The 15,403-nt window shown below is 61.4% G+C and carries 16 protein-coding genes, 1 tRNA gene and 2 pseudogenes; 9 read left to right on the forward strand and 10 right to left on the reverse strand.

Annotation, left to right across the window (positions count from 1 at the left end; genetic code table 11):
- Positions 1 to 35 precede the first annotated feature (35 nt).
- From NUH87_RS27930 to NUH87_RS27955, 6 genes are all read right to left on the reverse strand, one after another.
- Complete coding sequence (locus tag NUH87_RS27930) at positions 36 to 1,019, reverse strand: glycosyl transferase family protein (RefSeq protein WP_209437188.1); 984 nt, start codon at positions 1,017 to 1,019, stop codon at positions 36 to 38.
- Between the two features lie 14 nt (positions 1,020 to 1,033).
- Positions 1,034 to 1,369: a TusE/DsrC/DsvC family sulfur relay protein gene (locus NUH87_RS27935; RefSeq protein ID WP_338523528.1), complete on the reverse strand. Its 336-nt coding sequence runs from the start codon at positions 1,367 to 1,369 to the stop codon at positions 1,034 to 1,036.
- The gene (gene tusB / locus NUH87_RS27940) at positions 1,366 to 1,665 is read right to left on the reverse strand and encodes a sulfurtransferase complex subunit TusB (protein ID WP_040069263.1); all 300 of its coding nucleotides are present in this window, start codon (positions 1,663 to 1,665) and stop codon (positions 1,366 to 1,368) included. Before tusB ends, NUH87_RS27935 begins: the two co-directional genes overlap by 4 nt.
- Entirely contained in the window at positions 1,665 to 2,027 is a 363-nt protein-coding gene (gene tusC, locus NUH87_RS27945; RefSeq protein ID WP_338523529.1) for a sulfurtransferase complex subunit TusC, read from the reverse strand. Before tusC ends, tusB begins: the two co-directional genes overlap by 1 nt.
- 1 nt (position 2,028) lies before the next feature.
- Positions 2,029 to 2,421, reverse strand: a complete 393-nt coding sequence (gene tusD, locus NUH87_RS27950; protein WP_338523530.1) for a sulfurtransferase complex subunit TusD — start codon at positions 2,419 to 2,421, stop codon at positions 2,029 to 2,031.
- Between the two features lie 111 nt (positions 2,422 to 2,532).
- Complete coding sequence (locus NUH87_RS27955; RefSeq protein WP_040069257.1) at positions 2,533 to 3,201, reverse strand: Bax inhibitor-1/YccA family protein; 669 nt, start codon at positions 3,199 to 3,201, stop codon at positions 2,533 to 2,535.
- Between the two features lie 122 nt (positions 3,202 to 3,323).
- Here NUH87_RS27955 and NUH87_RS27960 point away from each other — a divergent pair.
- The 6 genes and pseudogenes from NUH87_RS27960 (at position 3,324) to NUH87_RS27985 (ending at position 8,206) form a co-directional block, all read left to right on the forward strand.
- Positions 3,324 to 3,411 (forward strand) — tRNA-Ser (locus NUH87_RS27960).
- Between the two features lie 441 nt (positions 3,412 to 3,852).
- Positions 3,853 to 4,131: pseudogene (locus NUH87_RS27965) on the forward strand (hypothetical protein); the annotation flags it as partial.
- Positions 4,132 to 4,535: 404 nt separating this feature from the next.
- Positions 4,536 to 5,252, forward strand: a complete 717-nt coding sequence (locus tag NUH87_RS27970; protein ID WP_338523532.1) for a hypothetical protein — start codon at positions 4,536 to 4,538, stop codon at positions 5,250 to 5,252.
- 1,309 nt (positions 5,253 to 6,561) lie between these two features.
- Positions 6,562 to 7,017 carry a hypothetical protein gene (locus tag NUH87_RS27975; protein ID WP_040069218.1) on the forward strand — a complete coding sequence of 152 codons (456 nt, stop codon included), beginning with the start codon at positions 6,562 to 6,564 and terminating at the stop codon, positions 7,015 to 7,017.
- A 153-nt stretch (positions 7,018 to 7,170) separates the two neighbouring features.
- Positions 7,171 to 7,614, forward strand: coding sequence for a DUF3592 domain-containing protein (locus NUH87_RS27980; RefSeq protein WP_338523534.1), 444 nt, complete (start codon positions 7,171 to 7,173; stop codon positions 7,612 to 7,614).
- Between the two features lie 4 nt (positions 7,615 to 7,618).
- Positions 7,619 to 8,206, forward strand: coding sequence for a hypothetical protein (locus NUH87_RS27985; protein ID WP_338523535.1), 588 nt, complete (start codon positions 7,619 to 7,621; stop codon positions 8,204 to 8,206).
- Positions 8,207 to 8,304: 98 nt separating this feature from the next.
- On the opposite strand, the gene NUH87_RS27990 is transcribed toward NUH87_RS27985, so the two are convergent.
- Positions 8,305 to 9,921: a tyrosinase family protein gene (locus tag NUH87_RS27990; RefSeq protein WP_338523536.1), complete on the reverse strand. Its 1,617-nt coding sequence runs from the start codon at positions 9,919 to 9,921 to the stop codon at positions 8,305 to 8,307.
- Positions 9,922 to 10,188: 267 nt separating this feature from the next.
- Here NUH87_RS27990 and NUH87_RS27995 point away from each other — a divergent pair, with 267 nt between their 5' ends.
- Entirely contained in the window at positions 10,189 to 11,202 is a 1,014-nt protein-coding gene (locus tag NUH87_RS27995) for a GlxA family transcriptional regulator (RefSeq protein ID WP_338523537.1), read from the forward strand.
- 111 nt (positions 11,203 to 11,313) lie between these two features.
- Here NUH87_RS27995 and NUH87_RS28000 read toward each other — a convergent pair whose 3' ends face one another.
- Positions 11,314 to 11,589, reverse strand: a complete 276-nt coding sequence (locus NUH87_RS28000; RefSeq protein ID WP_338523539.1) for a metal/formaldehyde-sensitive transcriptional repressor — start codon at positions 11,587 to 11,589, stop codon at positions 11,314 to 11,316.
- A gap of 73 nt (positions 11,590 to 11,662) precedes the next feature.
- Between NUH87_RS28000 and dmeF the strand changes: the two genes are divergently transcribed.
- Positions 11,663 to 12,598, forward strand: coding sequence for a CDF family Co(II)/Ni(II) efflux transporter DmeF (dmeF, locus tag NUH87_RS28005; protein ID WP_338523540.1), 936 nt, complete (start codon positions 11,663 to 11,665; stop codon positions 12,596 to 12,598).
- Positions 12,599 to 12,635: 37 nt separating this feature from the next.
- On the opposite strand, the gene NUH87_RS28010 is transcribed toward dmeF, so the two are convergent.
- A complete protein-coding gene (locus NUH87_RS28010) occupies positions 12,636 to 13,538 on the reverse strand; it encodes a LysR family transcriptional regulator (protein WP_422393888.1) in 903 nt (300 codons plus the stop codon).
- Positions 13,539 to 13,633: 95 nt separating this feature from the next.
- On the opposite strand from NUH87_RS28010, the pseudogene NUH87_RS28015 reads away from it, so the two are divergent.
- Positions 13,634 to 14,598: pseudogene (locus NUH87_RS28015) on the forward strand (NAD-dependent epimerase/dehydratase family protein).
- Positions 14,599 to 14,620: 22 nt separating this feature from the next.
- On the opposite strand, the gene NUH87_RS28020 reads toward NUH87_RS28015, so the two are convergent.
- Positions 14,621 to 15,325 (reverse strand): cyclase family protein, encoded by a 705-nt coding sequence (locus tag NUH87_RS28020; RefSeq protein ID WP_338523543.1) that lies wholly within the window; start codon positions 15,323 to 15,325, stop codon positions 14,621 to 14,623.
- Between the last annotated feature and the right edge of the window lie 78 nt (positions 15,326 to 15,403).

The raw sequence follows: 15,403 nt of genomic DNA on the forward strand, positions 1-15,403 counted from the left end.
AATAAATAGCGCAAACCCTGGGGGTTAATCATCGATCAGATCGATATATCCCGGGCATCCCAGTAGCGCCGAGCCTGCTCGAAGGCCTGTTCGCGGGGCGTGCCGAGGCCGCGCAGGGCCAGGGCCATGGTCGAGATCAGGGCCAGTTGCGGGTAGCTGTCCTCGACTTCGCCGCGCCAGACGGCTTTGAGGTGCTCGGGGTCCAATGTCGCCGGTTTCACATGGCGCTGCTCGGACAGCGCGGGCCATTCCTCGTCCCAGCTTTCGCCATCGGTGGTGCCATAGAGATGGCTGCTGCTGTCCGGGTTGACCTCGATTTCCCCACCATCGCCCTTGATCACGATCACCGTATCGCCCAGCAGGCCACTGGCCTCGCGGTGCACCGCCTGGTAGCCGGGATGGAAGATGCTTTGCAGGCCGCAGCGCGCGCCCAGCGGATTGAGCAGGCGCGCCAGGGAATGGATCGGCGAGCGCAGGCCCAGGGTGTTGCGCAGGTCGATCATGCGCTGCAGGGACGGCGCCCAGTCGCCCAGGGGCATGAAGGCGAGGTTGCCGTGGCCGATCGCCTGCTCGACGGCCGCCCAGTCGCGGCACAGCGGAATCCGCAGCGTATCAAGCAACTGCTCGGTGTAGAGACGGCCCGCGGTATGCGCGCCGCCGCCGTGCATGAAGATCCGGATGCCGTTCTGCGCCAGGCACTTGGCGGCCAGCAGGTACCAGGGCAGGTGACGCTTCTTGCCGGCGTAGGTCGGCCAGTCCAGGTCGATCGCCAGCCTTGGCGCCTGCAGGCGCTCGCGCAGGGCCTGGGTGAAGCCGGCCAGCTCCTCCGGGCTTTCTTCCTTGTGGCGCAACAGCATCAGGAAGGCACCGAGCTGGGTGTCCTCGACCTTGCCGTCCAGCAGCATGCCCATGGCCTCGCGGGCTTCTTCGCGGGTCAGGCTGCGGGCGCCACGCTTGCCCTTGCCGAGGATGCGGACGAATTGGGCGAACGGGTGCTCGGCGGGCGTTTCGGTGATCAACGGCGTGTAGTCGGTCATAAGCAGTTCGTCGGTTTGGGCAGGCCCGCCAGCTTGGCGGCGAGTTTGGCGGGAGTGCCTTTGAACAAGCGGTTGAGGTGCAGGCTGTTGCCCTTGTCGGCGCCCAGCTTCAAGGCGGTGTACTTGATCAACGGGCGGGTGGCGGGGGAGAGTTCGAACTCCCGGTAGAACCCGCGCAGCAGCTCAAGGATTTCCCAGTGTTCGGGGCTCAGCTCCAGCTCCTCGCGCGTGGCGAGGGCCGCCGCGACCTCCGGCGACCAGTCGCTCAGTTCCACCAGGTAGCCATCCTTGTCCAGGGCGATGGCCTGCCCGTTCACCGTCAGCGTGCTCATAGCCAGGTATTGACCTTGTCGTAACGGATCGACAGTTCGACGAACGCCGGGTAGTCGACACTGGTGGCCCAGGCCGGGCACTCCAGGCCGCGGGCTTGCAGGTCCTCGTCGAGGAGGAACAGGCGCAGGCTGTCGCCGCGTTCTTCCAGCGCCTCGAGCGGCAGGCTGCGCGGTTGCACGGCATGCACCGCGTCGCCACAGAGCAGCAGCGCATCCTCGCTGCCCAGCAGGCGCAGGCAACTGCCCAGGCGACTGTCGGTGAAAGGGGAGTGGGACAACACATGCAAGGTTGACATCAGAGGGTGATCACCTGGTCATAACGGTTAACAAGCGCACCAAGCTCTTCGGCGGTGAGCACCTCAAGGTCTTCGCCGGCGACCTGGGTCGGGAAAATGCCCCGGTCGGCCAGGCTGTCGGCGCAGGCGTACAGCGCATCGATGCCGAACAGCGACAGCGCCTGGAGGTTGGCGGTCAGGTCTTTCTGTTGCAGGGCCTTGGCGTTCTGCCCGGGCATCAACTGGAACACGCCGTCGTCCATGAACAGCAGGCCGATGGGCAGATCGAACGCGCCGCCGGCCAGCACGATATCCAGCGCCTCGCGGGCCGCCGGGCCGGACCAGGGGGCCTGGCGGCTGATAATCAGCAGGGACTTGGGCATTTCAAGGCCCTCCGAAGCAGATCAGGCGGTCGGCGGCTTGTACCGCATCATGCAGCTGGCCCAAGCCGGACAAGGCCCAGGGCGCCGTCAGATTGACTGCCGAACGTTGATAGCGCTGGGCTTCTTCGCTGTCCAGCACGCCGCGCCGCAAGGCTGCCGCGATGCAGACCACGCCGTCGAGCTGGTGTTCGCTGACGAAGTCCGCCCATTGCCGGGGCAGATCCTGCTCGTCCTGCGGCGTGACCACACTGCTCGACGCGCTGTGCACGCCGTCCTGATAGAAGAACAGCCGCACAATCTCATGCCCGCCGGCGAGCGCGGCCTGGGCGAACAGCAGGGCGCGACGGGAAGAGGGCGCGTGGGGCGCGGAAAACAGCGCAATGGCAAACTTCATGGGGGACTCTGTCAGCAAACCTGTGGTCATGATAAGGCCAGAACCCTCAAGAAGCTAAATCACGGGCAACAAAAAGCCCGCCGAAGCGGGCTTTTTGCCTAACGGGGGCGATCAGTCGTCGCGGCCCATGACGCCGAAGATCTGCAACAGGCTGATGAACAGGTTGTAGATCGACACATACAGGCTGATGGTCGCCATGATGTAGTTACGTTCGCCGCCGTGGATGATGGCGCTGGTCTGGAACAGGATGCAGACCGAGGAGAACAGCACGAAACCGGCGCTGATCGCCAGCTGCAGCCCACTGATGTGGAAGAACATGCTGGCCAGGGTCGCGCCCAGCAGGACGAAGAAACCCACGGTGATGAAGCCGCTGAGGAAACTCATGTCCTTGCGGGTGATCAGCACGTAGGCCGAGAGGCCGCCGAAGACCAGCGCGGTCATGGCGAAGGCCGAGCTGACCACTTCGGAGCCGCCCTGCATGCCCAGGTAGCGGTTGAGGATCGGGCCGAGCAGATAGCCCATGAAGCCGGTAAGGGCGAACGTGGAGACCAGGCCCCAGGCCGAGTCGCGCAGCTTGTTGGTGAGGAAGAACAGCCCGTAGAAGCCGATCAGCACCACGAACACGTTGGGGTACCTGACGTGCATCTGCTGGGAGATGAAGGCCGTCAAGCCGCTGAAGGCGAGGGTGAGGGCCAGAAGGCTGTAGGTGTTGCGCAGGACGCGGCTAACTTCTAGCTGCTCAGCCTGCACGCTGTTAACGGCGTAATCCTGTTCGCGCATGGCGACACTCCTTCGGGTTTGAAATGTTCAGTCGCAAAGATGATACCAGAGGCTCTGTAACAAGCTATCACGAGAGTTTGACAGTGTGTGTCATTCCGGTATTATGGCGCCCGCAATGCATGGGAGGTGTGGCCGAGTGGTTTAAGGCAGCAGTCTTGAAAACTGCCGACTGTAACAGGTCCCAGAGTTCGAATCTCTGCGCCTCCGCCATCTTGCACACTGTCAAGGCCCCGATTAGTCGGGGCTTTGTCGTTTCTGGGGGAAGGCGGTCGCTAGCCCCCCGATCCGTTGCCTTGGCTTGAGGCCGGATAGCCCATTATTGGCCGCCTCAGCGTCTCTGCTAGCCCGATAGTCACTCACGTCTGAATGGGGCTCTGTTGGCGCGCAATCAGAGCACAATCCAAAACTTTTCGTACGATATGTGCTCCCATATCCTCTATCTCCAACCGTCCACCAGGCGTTAAGGTCAAGGTGTCGTTGAATCTCAGCGATACAGGATTGGCGTCCTGGCTGGTTCGGAAGACACAAAAGCCGCCACAGCGGCTTTTCGTGTCCTGCGTGTGGCTGTCTGTTATGGGCGGGCCGTATGTGGGCATCTTCGGATGCGCCGGGGTCCAACTAGCCGGTACGCCAACCCATACGGTTCCGCCCACCCTGATGGTCAGCGAGTCCGGTATGTACGCGCTGCTGATTCATCACCATATCCCGGAAAACCAGCACCTGCGGCAGTGGTTCAGCCATGAAGTCATACCTGCCTTGCGCAATATGTCGTCCACAGTGGCAAACCACGGCCCTAGCCTCAGCTCCCTGCAATGGGCTGGGCATTCAGTGAGCCTGTTGCACTGGCAGAGCGAGCCCTGGATCAGATGGCGGGATATGCCGGTGCTGATGCAGTCGGTTGAGTGTGCTTCAGCTCAGTGGCCGAACTGATCGTTTTGCCTGTCCGCTTGCGGTGAGCCATACCATTGCCATAGGTGGCAGTGGTACGGCGTTGATCCTTGGTAAGCCTGTTTTGTTCCATTCCCTTCGTCATTTGCCTTTACAAGCTCTCAGACCAGTCGTAAATGGGTAATGGAACATCTAAATGGGGTATTTTTTAAAAATTACCCTGTTTAGGTTTGTGATTACCTCATTTCGACAAGGAGGGTTTACATTCTTATGCACTCAATTACCCCCGAGTACCTCGCTGCGCTTCGCTTCGATGGTACACAGGTCGCCACGCTGCGTTTGTTGGGGGAGCGTTAAGGGTTCGGGAAAAACTGCCGAAACAGCGGTTGGGATGTGGCGTAATCTTGCGCCTGGCTGTTCAGCCCCCAACTACCCTGGGACGTTTCATGCAAAGGATACTGTGCAGTGTTTTAAGCCTGGCGATCATTACCTCATCGCTGGCCGGTTGTTCGACGCCGCCGGTCAGGCCGGCGGTCACGGGGCCTCAGGTCTATGGCTACACCCTCAATCAGCAACTGAGCGGCGAACAGTTCCAGGGGCTGACCGACTCCGGGAAGCGCTTTGTCGGTTCCCTCAGGCTGTATCACCCGTCCCAGCAGGACGGCAGGCTGCTGGGGCTCTATGCGGACTCCAAGCTGTGGCTGGATACAGTGACCAGCACCAGCCAGGAGTTCTCCTCCGAGAGTGATTGCCAGGCCGCCCAGCAGGCGGACGAGGCGCAGCTCAAGACTCTGATTGATGACTTCAACGCCCGGCAGGCGCGTCCTGCGGGTGCGCCGCGCCAACTGGGGGATGTCTACGCCAGCCAATCGCTGGACGCCTGCCAGCGTATCGGTGGGCCGGGGCCGGGGGGTGAAGCCTTCCGCTATACAACCTGGGCCACTCTGCAAACCGAAACCCTGGCGCCTAGGCAAGGCTTTCCACGCAAGGTCGAGGACACTTCTTCTAAAGCCTGGGACATCGCTCTGGTCATTGCCCTGGTGCCTATCGTAGTGGTTGCCTATGGGGTGGCGGGGATCGCGGGGATGGGGGCGGCAAGCTCCTGTAGGTATATTGTGTCGCCCAAGGAGTGCGACAAGCAGGGCCGTGGAACAGACTACTGACGGCATCCGCTCAATACCCCACTTGCACACCAGAGTCTAGCCATGACGCTGGCTGATCGAGCGCCTCGAACGGTTCGCACCGGCGGCTGGCGCTGACGAAGTCCACAACCTCAAACCCAGCTTTGTTGTCACGGTACTCAAGCCACACGATCGGCACTGTCTAGCGCTCCTGCACTCCCGGACGAACTCCAGTGTGGGAGGGTGTCCCTTGTCGGTGTTTGCGAAGGTGACGACCAAATCGCTCAGGTTATCGTTGTTGTCCAGCACTTGGCGCAGCATAAGCCGCGTAGCACAACAGGTTATGGGATAGGGCTTGGGCTTGTACAGGCACGCCATCAGGCGCTGTGGAATGCTGATGCCGGCACCACACTCGAACGGCACCAGAAATGTATGGCTGGCGATAGTCTTTTTCCATCCTGCCGCTCTTCCCCCTGGGTAAAATCGTTCTAAAAAGCCCGGCCAGCGCTTCGGGCTTTTTGCTATTCTTAAGGTCGTAGGTGAAGACGCAGACTGATGCGCAAGAGGATAGCAAGGAAACGTGGGGCGCGTTCCGAAGGGTACACGGTTAGAAAGATCTCCGCGCTGAGATCCAGCCCTTATGCCGTGTGAAGCAGGGCAGCGCAAAACTGTTCTGTGAGAGTCCTGATAAACCTTGTAAGCCGGAGACCAGCACCGGCCACCTACTTGATTTCTAAAGCCCGCCATGTGCGGGCTTTTTCGTATCCGCAGGCGCAAGACAGATACCCCCCGATTTCACGGGTTCATCGCTGTCTTTACCAATGAATTATTGAGTTGATTTGCGGTCCGATATTTTACTCTTACCAGCTTTCAGGACCTCAAAATGAAGCGTGCAGTGATAATGCTCCTGGCCATTTCGGGCCCTCTCCTGCTGGGAGGCTGCGTGCCTATCTGGGACGACGGAGGCGGGTACGGTTATGATCGTGGCAGGGGATATGATCACGGTCGCAGATATGAACAGGGCGACGATAACGATCAAGGTCGAGGTCATGGATATGAACGTCGTGACGACGATCGACGGTATGATCGCAATCACCGTCGTGATCACGAGGATCAGGATGACTGATCCCTTAATACTCAATGAAAGCCCAGTCTAGTGCTGGGCTTTGTTGTTTTTGTGGAGACCTCATCCCGAACGGTCAAAACAGCCAATGAACAAAATATAAACTTTTTCGAACTTGAGGGATCAACAGTATAAGGAGTGACTTGAATCGGGATACCACCGTTTATGGTATAGCGCTCAGTGGTGGCATCCCTGCATGGGTTCTGCAAGAACCCGGGAGTCGTCATCATGAAAACCTTGCGCTTACTTGCGGTATCGGCAGCCGTCCTGGCTGCGTTGACGAGCTTGTCTGCAACGGCAAGGCAGGCGGTCACTAACGAGCCGATAGACTACTCCGCGGTGCAGTTGGAACAACAACAGCAAAACGGAATCGCCTATCTGTCAGGCGGCATCGGGCTCGATGAGTCGAGGGCCATTCAGCAGACCAAGGGATACAACCTGCATATGACCTTCTCCACCGGTCCGAGCAATGAATATGTGCCGGATATCAACGTGAAAATCCAGAGCATGCAAGGGCATGAGCTGCTGACGCTGAATGAGGTCGGCCCTATCGTTTATGTCAACTTGTCACCTGGTAAATATGTCATTGTCGGTACTCGTAATGGACTCGAACAACGAAGCACCGTTGAGGTTAAAGGCGGGGCTGTTCGTGATCTGAACCTCCACTGGAGCGATGCCGCATAACCGCTGATGCCAGGAAGTCATTAGCCTTTCTTCAAGTGCTACAATTCACAAAAAGCCCAGCCTCGTGCTGGGCTTTGTTGGTTTTGGGATTTCCTCTCGAAGCTTTCTTGCTATCCTGAGTTCCCTCTTTCATGGACGAATACCGAGACAAGCATGGCTAACTTCACCCCGTCACGCATCGGGAAGATACTGCAGGGTCTGCTTTTTGCCCTGATTGGTATCGGCCTGTTGGGCATTACCGTCGATCTCGCTCTTGAACGACGCGAACTCCTCGCCCACGCAGAGACCGCCGATGGCATCGTCAGCCACTTGAATGCCGGTGGTTCGCATCCCGAGATCGCCTTCACCACCCGCAGTGGTGAAAAGATTTCCTACCCCCAGGGCGGTATTATCTTCGGCTATCAGCAGAATCAGCCGGTGCGGGTGTATTACCTACCCGAGCAACCGGCTGGCAGCGCCGTCGTCGATGACCTGGGCGCTCTGTGGGGGGCTTCCGGGCTACTGGGTTGCCTCGGTCTGGTGTTCATCATTGCCGGTCTGCTAAGGGGCATCCGTCAGCGCGGTCGCGGTGCGGTTCATTCATCTAAAGGACTTTGAACGTATGAGCTACAACATCCCGATCCCGGTCAATGAGAGTCGCTGGCAGTATCAGACCGCCAGCGGCGGCGGTCTGAGCGTGGCCCTGCTGGCGGGCAGTGGCGGTTCGATCATCCTGCGTTCGCCCCAGGGCGAGAACGTCAGCTACCGCTACGGCGGCGTCGGGGTGGGTGTCGGATTTGGTGCGCGGCTGCCGCGTTTCGGCAAGATCAATATCCAGCTCAAGGGTAAGAGCGTGGGTGCAGCCGGTGCGGCGGAGGCCTTTCCCAGCACCGGCAAGGTGTTTGTCAGCGACGCCCTGGTCAGTCGTGACCTGACCAGTGACGACATCACCGGGCCTTGCATGTATACCGAGGTGGGGGCGGGTCTGGTGGTCGGCGGTTCGGCCACGGCGCTGTTGTTCGGGCTTGATCCCAAGCTGCTGGCGTTGGCGGCGGTTCTGAGCGCCAACCCGGCGACCTCGGTCATTGCCTCCGCCACGGTCAACCGGCAGTTGGTGCAGTCGGCCAAGGGGGCGGTGGTCATGGCGGGCATGAACGCTGGCGTGCAGGCCGGTGGTGGCGCCGCGATCTACATGGGCTATCTGTTCTAGCCGCGCATCGGCTCTCAAGCGAGCCGGGGCAGGGCAGGCGCAGCGACCGAAGATTGCCTTCGGTCGCCGCACCGGCAGTGGGCAAAGCCCGCTGTGGATCAGTAGATTTCCAGCTTGAACGGCGCGTCCTCGGTGTCGGCCTTGCCGGCGCTGAGCAGACTTGCCGCATTTGGCCGCTTCAGGACTGTGTCACGGGTCTGTATCTCCACCTCGATACTGCCCTCGTCAATCGCCGAGTGATCGGCGTTGAGTGGCAGCTTGAAGGTGGCCGTGGTTTCCAGGTGCGTCTGGCAGTTCATGCAACCTTCGACGTGCCAACGGCTGAGGATCGCCCGGGTACCCAGGTACTCGCGCTTGCCGTCGACCTTGGCATAGGCCGAGATCAGGAACGAGCCACGGATTTTCGCCCGGTTGATACGGCTGACCCGTAGGGTCTTGCCGCTGGGCTGCGCTGCATCGGCCTTGAACAGCAACTGCTTGGCGGGTTGGGCATAGGCATCCAGGGAGCCCGTGCCATAGACGTAGCCCAGTTGCTTCTCGATGTTGATGCAGTCACGGGTGGTGAAGGGTTTGCCGTCGGCCTTGACGAAGGGATCGAGGCTGGTGTCCAGGCTCAGGATGGCGTTCGGGTCCAGGCCCGCGGCGCCCGCAGGGGGTTGTATTTTGTAGGGTTTATAGTAGGAGGCGCCGGGATCCTTGGGGTCGATGCTGAATTCATCGGTGGTCCCTTGCCGGCGCTGCCAGATCCAGAACACGTAGTCGATAAAGCAGTGGTGGAAGAAGAAAATCGGGTCCAGGCCGGCGGTTTCATTCTCGCCCATATCGCCGTTGGCCCCAGGAATCGCTGAACTGTCGCCCGCGCCCGGGTAGTCGAAACCGCCGACCGCCAGGTGCATGAAGTTGTGGGGTTCCTCCAGCGGCACATAGTGCGTGCCCGCCGGGGCGGTCTTGTTCTTCTCGCCGGTCGAGGTGGTATTGGAGAACAGCGTGTAGTTCGGGGCGTCCAGGCAGCTTTCGAAACGACTGAACACCTCGCCGCGCCACTTGCCACCGATCTTGATCTTGCCGCTCAACCAGGTACTGACGTTCTCATTGAGGTAGGTGATGTTCTTCGCCGTGTCCTGGAACTGCGCGTTGTGTGCCTCCGTGGCTTTGCGGTCAGCTTCGGTGCCCACCAGCCCGGACAGCGGATAGCGCACGGTCTCGTAGCCTTCGGGCTTGCTGTAGATGATGGGGTTGTCCGGTGTCACCGGGAGCTCATCGGTGATGGTTTGCGGGAACACGAAAGAGCGCAGCGGGTTTTCGATCTTCTGCCCATCGATCACGAAGTATTCCTGGGTCAGGGCAGAAGGAATGCCGTTTTCTCGCGACTCGTCACTGCATTCATCCCAGAACGGCAGGGTGACGTTTTCACATTTGGGGATGCTGCGCAGCGCCTCTTCCAGGCGCCAGAGATAGGCGCGGTGCCAGCTCGGAAAGAGCACCGTGCCGTGCTGGCAGTAGCCGCCCCACCAGTTGGGGTCGGTCTTGCCTTGACCACGGAACGGCTCGCCATGCAGGCCACCGATGGAGAAGAAGGAGTTGGGGTGGCTGGCGGGAAGATCCTTGATGCCTTTCCAGGCGCGGATCAGGGCTTCAAGTTCATCTTTCTTGCCGTGGTCATAGTCGTGCTGGATATCACTGAGAGAACGGCGTACGCGTGGGGCGGATGACATGGTGACCTCCTTGTTGCCGGATGGCCCGAAAGGCTCGGGGGTTTACTGCGCCATCGTGAGCATATCTGGGATCTAGCAACGTGCCAGTACGGGCGCCGAACGGTCGAGGTCCCGCGTTCGGGCGCGCTGTGTCATGGGTTTCAGTTGGCCTGATCCGTCGCATAATGGCGCCAGAGGGAGCGATCTCTTACACTGCTGGCGCCTGGCGCAGGGCTCTATCCCTGCACCGGACGACAGAGTGGTCAACGCAATCGAGTGGTTCATACAGTGATCGAACGGCGCCAATTCAGCGGAGGGATGAAGGGAAAAAACCTCCGCTACCTGAATGAAAAAACCGGTCAGTCCGGGCAAATGACCCGGACAGGCTTCCTGTTGCTCGAGCATTTCTCGCTGCCGGCGTTCACCCAGGCGCTGGATACGCTGGTCACGGCGAATCTGCTCCGCCCCGGGTTGTTCTCTTCCCGAACCTTCGGCCTGAATGACGGGGAGGTTGTCAGCGACCTGGGCCTGGTCATTCGACCCGATGCCCGTATCGATTGCGCCGCCCTTCAAGATCTCGATCTGCTGGTCGTTTGCGGCGGCTACCGGACCGAACTGAAGGCCGATGATGAGTTCATCGGTCTGCTGAGGGCCGCGTCGGACCTGGGCATCAGTCTGGCCGGATTGTGGAATGGCGCGTGGTTCCTGGGCAGCGCCGGCCTGCTGGATGGGTATCGTTGTGCGATTCACCCCGAGCATCGTCCGGCACTCGCGGAAATCTCCAAGGCGACACAGGTCACCAGCGAGCCCTATGTCATCGATCGGGACCGCCTCACCGCGTCCAGCCCCTCCGGGGCTTTCCATATGGCGCTGGACTGGATCAAGGGCCTGCATGATAAAGCCCTGGTCGAGGGGATCGAGGACATTCTGGCGTTCGAGGAGTCTCGCTACCGGCGCATCAAACCGGCGGAAAATGTCTGTGTGAGCGCGCCGCTACGCGAGGTGGTCAAGCTGATGGATGCCAACCTCGAGGAACCGCTGGAACTGGAGCAACTGGCGGTCTACGCCGGTCGTTCCCGTCGACAGCTCGAGCGTTTGTTCAAGGAACAACTGGGCACCACGCCGCAACGTTATTACCTGGAACTGCGCATCACCGAGGCGCGTCGACTGCTTCAGCACACGGAGCTGTCCCAGGTCGATGTGCTGGTGGCCTGCGGTTTTGTTTCGCCCAGTCATTTCAGCAAATGCTATAGCGCGTACTTCGGCTACAGGCCTTCCAAGGAAACGCGGCTGGTCAAGTAAAAGGCTTCTTGGGCCGCCGCAGATGCGTGGTTCGAGCGGGCTGACGCCGTCGGGCCGAGCAGGAGAGGGCACGCCTCCTGTGTGAGACGTTCCGCGCCAGGCCCGGCGACCTCACTTCAAATACGAGCGCAGCGCCGACACCACCTCATCCACATCGTCTCGACGCTGGGCCGGCGTGACATCGTCCGCGCCCAGGTGCTCGCGGATATGACCTTCCAGCACCTCGGCCATCAAACCGTTGATCGCCCCGCGGATCGCCGCGATCTGTTGCAGCACGGCGGTGCACTCGACTTCCATGTTCAAGGCGTTTTCCAGCGCATCGGCCTGGCCCTTGATACGCCTGACACGGGTCAGCAGGCGTTTTTTATCCTTGATGGTATGCGGCATAGAATTGTCTCATTGTGCGTTATCTATACTGGGGTATAGTATATTTCGACCTTGTCATCAGGACTGTAGCCCAATGTCTTCGCCCAATGCTACTCATCACAACTGCCATTCGAAAATCCTCAACGATGGCAATCCCCTGGCGGAGACCAGTACCCGGCGCGCGATGATCCTGACCGCGGTCATGATGGTCGCCGAGATCGCCGGCGGCTGGTACTACAACTCGATGGCACTGTTCGCCGACGGCTGGCACATGAGTTCTCATGCCCTGGCGCTGGGGCTGTCGGTACTGGCCTATGGCGCGGCCCGGCGCCTGTCCAGCGACAACCGCTTTGCCTTCGGTACCTGGAAGATCGAAGTGCTGGGCGGCTACACCAGTGCGCTGTTCCTGGTGATGGTGGCGGGGCTGATGGTGTATCAGTCGGTCGAGCGGCTGATTTCGCCCGCGCCCATCCACTACGACGAGGCCATCGTCATCGGCATCGTCGGGTTGATGGTCAACCTGGCCTGCGCCTGGCTGCTCAAGGACGGCCATGCCCATGATCACCACCACGACCATCATCACGGCGAAGCCCATGAACACGCCCACGATCTGAACCTGCGCTCCGCCTACCTGCATGTCGTGGCCGATGCGGCCACTTCGGTGCTCGCGATCCTGGCGCTGATCGGCGGCAAGGTCTGGGGCGCGGCGTGGCTCGACCCGCTGATGGGGATTGTCGGCGCGGGGCTGGTGGCGAGCTGGGCCTACGGGCTGATCCGCCAGACCAGCCGGGTGTTGCTGGACGCGGAAATGGATGCGCCGGTGGTCGAGGAAATCCGCGAGGTCATCGCCGCCAGCCCCATTCCGGCCTCCATCAGCGACCTGCATGTCTGGCGGGTCGGGAAGGGGCAGTTCGCCTGCGTGCTAAGCCTGGTGACGCGGGCGCCGGTCACGCCTGACTACTTCAAGCAGCAGTTGGCGATCCATGAGGAATTGGTGCATGTCACGGTCGAACTTCATCTGGCGGCGTGACGCAAACCGTCTGTTCGCCGGGTGACGGCCTTCAAACTCATTCTTGGCGCGTGACGCGGGTATGGGCCTGGAGGCACTCCACCAGCGCATCGAACGTCGCCCTGCAACGGGGGCTGGTGCGCAGGTCCTCGTGCATGGTCACCCAGGTTTCCAGCTGGAAACCGAGCTGCTGTGGCAAGAGCCGAACCAGTGTCGGCGTGCGGCTCGCCAGCGCGACCTGACAGAAGCCGATGCCACAGCCGGCGCGGATCATCGCCAGTTGCGCCAGGTTGCTGTCGGTGCGCAGCGCGAAGGCCTCGCGGTTCCAGCCGGGCAACTGTTTGCTGGCGGCGCGCAGGAACGGGGTGGGCACATCGAAGCCAATCAGCGCATGGCGTGAGAGGTCGGCCAGTGTGGCAGGCGTGCCGTTGCGTTGCAGATAGTCCGCGTGTGCATAAGCACCCACTTCCACATTGCCGATACGGCGGGCGAGCAGTTGATCCTGTTTCGGCGCGGTCATGCGCACCGCAATGTCGGCCTCCCGTTGCAGCAGATCCTGCACCTTGTCGGTGGCCAGCAGCTCGATCCTGAGTTGCGGATGGGCCTGGTGCAGTAGTGCCAGCGTGGGGGGCAGGACTTCGACCGCAATGATCTCGCTGGCGGATATCCGCACCGTGCCGCTCACCGCCTGGCCCTGGCCAGTGGCGGCCCGCTCCAGCGCGGCGGCGGTGTGCTGCATGGCCTCGGCATAGCCGCGCAGCGCCAGGGCGGTTTCGGTGGGCAGCAAGCCGGTCTGCGAGCGGGTGAACAGCGGTTGCTTGAACGAGGCTTCCAGCGCGGCGATGTGACGGCCCACGGTAGGCTGGGCGATCCCCAGCGCCCGTGCGGCGCCCGAGAGCGAGCCCTCCGTCAGCACGGCAAGCAACGTACGGTACAGTTCCCAACTCATGCTCTGGTCCATGCATAAATGTATGGCGGATAGCTTGTGCTATGCAATTTATTTCCAGAAGGGGCGGGGTCAGACTCTGTTCATCACCACCTTTCTGGAGAATCGACATGGCAGCACTGGGCAACAAGGTCCTGGTCCTGGGGCAAGCGGCGGCATTGGCGGCGAAGTGGCGCGGCAACTGCGCGACGGCGGCTGGCAGGTGCAGGCGCTCAAGCGCGGCTTGGCCACGGCGGCTGAACAGCGTGACGGCATCCGGTGGTTGCGGGGCGATGCGCTCGAGCGTGATGACGTGGTGCGTGCGGCGCAGGGCTGCAGCGTGATCGTGCACGGAGTAAACCCACCGGGTTATCGCCATTGGGCCGAGCAGGTGCTGCCGATGATCGACAACACGATTGCGGCCGCCCGTCTTGAAGGCGCGACCATTGTGTTGCCGGGCACGGTCTACAACTACGGCCCGGATGCGTTTGCCGGGCTGGACGAGCAGTCGGCGCAGCGTCCGTTGACCCGCAAGGGGCGTATTCGTGTCGCGCTTGAGCAGCGCTTGCGGGACGCGACGCGAGACGGGGTTCGGGCGATTGTACTGCGATCGGGTGACTTCTTCGGGCCGCAGGCCGGCAACAGCTGGTTTTCCCAGGGGATGATCAGGCCCGGGCAGGCGGTGAAGGTGATCAATCTGCCGAGTGATCCGGGCGTCGGTCACCAGTGGGCCTACCTGCCGGACGTGGCGCGGACCATGGTCGAGCTATTGGAGCGTCGAGAGCGCTTGGCGCCTTTCGCCACCTTTCATATGGCCGGGTATTGGGACGCCGACGGCACCCAGATAGCGACCGCCATCCGCCGCGTGGTCGAACGCGCCGGCGGCCGGGCGAGACTGCGGCGTTTTCCCTGGTGGCTGGTGAGACTGGCCTCGCCGTTGGTCACCACGTTTCGCGAGATGCTGGAGATGCGCTACCTGTGGCGCAAGCCACTGCGCATGAGCAACGCCCGCCTGTTGAGCGTACTGGGGACGGAGCCGCATACGCCCTTGGACCAGGCGGTGGAAACGACGCTGAAGGGGATGGGGTGCCTGTAATGGCGTACGAACCCACGCGAGATCAGGGCACGAATGCCAGCACGGAAGCGGGGGAGCCGGATCCGTCCTTGAGCTGCAGAACACCGATGACCAGCGTTGCCCCTTTGGCGGGCAGTTGATCCAGATGGGTCAGGCACTCCAGGATGATGCCGTTTTTCGCCAGGACCTGGCGGTTGGTGGCAAATGCCGTGTTCTGGCCCGGGTCGACCCCGTGGGTGTCGATACCGACTCCCGCGACTTCGCGCTCTTCGACCAGCAGTCTGGCCGTGTCGGCGCCAACCCCGGGGAAGTGCAGGCCGCCTTGCGGATCTTCATTGAAAAAAAGCTTGGGATCGCCCCACAGGGCCTGCCATCCGGTGTGGAAGAGCACCACGCAGCCCCGAGTGATGCGCCCATGCTCGTGCTCCCAGTTCTCGATGTCCCGAGGACTGATCACATAGTCGGGATCGGCTTGTGCCTGCGCCCGCACATCGATCACCACGGCCGGTCGCACCAGCGAATCCGGCGGGTAGGCATCGATCCCGACGCCATCGGGGAAAAAACTGTTGGGCGCATTCATATGGGTGGCGCTGTGTTCGCCCATGCTGAAGCTGCGCAGGTAGTAGCCGTCCTGCTCCTGTGAGGCCTCCCCGGTGAAGACGACGGCCGGGTCGTGGGGCCAGAGGGGGATGGATGGCGTAATGACGTGGCTGAGGTTGATGATTTTCTGAAACTGGATACTCGGCATTCCTTCGGCTCCCTTGTCCTCGGTGAAACCGTGGATGATAGCGGCCTCGTTCGACAAGGGTTGAGGCGGGCGTTGCTC

Source organism: Pseudomonas batumici (assembly GCF_036585405.1).
Lineage (GTDB): Bacteria > Pseudomonadota > Gammaproteobacteria > Pseudomonadales > Pseudomonadaceae > Aquipseudomonas > Aquipseudomonas batumici.

What these genes read in the sequence shown, in the direction of transcription:
- NUH87_RS28010 (WP_422393888.1), bottom strand. Translation starts at nt 13,538, where the DNA reads ATGGACCAGAGCATGAGTTGGGAACTGTACCGTACGTTGCTTGCCGTG.
- tusC (WP_338523529.1), bottom strand. Translation starts at nt 2,027, where the DNA reads ATGCCCAAGTCCCTGCTGATTATCAGCCGCCAGGCCCCCTGGTCCGGC.
- tusB (WP_040069263.1), bottom strand. Translation starts at nt 1,665, where the DNA reads ATGTCAACCTTGCATGTGTTGTCCCACTCCCCTTTCACCGACAGTCGC.
- NUH87_RS28020 (WP_338523543.1), bottom strand. Translation starts at nt 15,325, where the DNA reads ATGCCGAGTATCCAGTTTCAGAAAATCATCAACCTCAGCCACGTCATT.
- NUH87_RS27980 (WP_338523534.1), top strand. Translation starts at nt 7,171, where the DNA reads ATGGCTAACTTCACCCCGTCACGCATCGGGAAGATACTGCAGGGTCTG.
- NUH87_RS27935 (WP_338523528.1), bottom strand. Translation starts at nt 1,369, where the DNA reads ATGAGCACGCTGACGGTGAACGGGCAGGCCATCGCCCTGGACAAGGAT.
- NUH87_RS27955 (WP_040069257.1), bottom strand. Translation starts at nt 3,201, where the DNA reads ATGCGCGAACAGGATTACGCCGTTAACAGCGTGCAGGCTGAGCAGCTA.
- NUH87_RS27990 (WP_338523536.1), bottom strand. Translation starts at nt 9,921, where the DNA reads ATGTCATCCGCCCCACGCGTACGCCGTTCTCTCAGTGATATCCAGCAC.
- tusD (WP_338523530.1), bottom strand. Translation starts at nt 2,421, where the DNA reads ATGAAGTTTGCCATTGCGCTGTTTTCCGCGCCCCACGCGCCCTCTTCC.
- NUH87_RS28000 (WP_338523539.1), bottom strand. Translation starts at nt 11,589, where the DNA reads ATGCCGCATACCATCAAGGATAAAAAACGCCTGCTGACCCGTGTCAGG.
- NUH87_RS27970 (WP_338523532.1), top strand. Translation starts at nt 4,536, where the DNA reads ATGCAAAGGATACTGTGCAGTGTTTTAAGCCTGGCGATCATTACCTCA.
- NUH87_RS27975 (WP_040069218.1), top strand. Translation starts at nt 6,562, where the DNA reads ATGAAAACCTTGCGCTTACTTGCGGTATCGGCAGCCGTCCTGGCTGCG.
- dmeF (WP_338523540.1), top strand. Translation starts at nt 11,663, where the DNA reads ATGTCTTCGCCCAATGCTACTCATCACAACTGCCATTCGAAAATCCTC.
- NUH87_RS27985 (WP_338523535.1), top strand. Translation starts at nt 7,619, where the DNA reads ATGAGCTACAACATCCCGATCCCGGTCAATGAGAGTCGCTGGCAGTAT.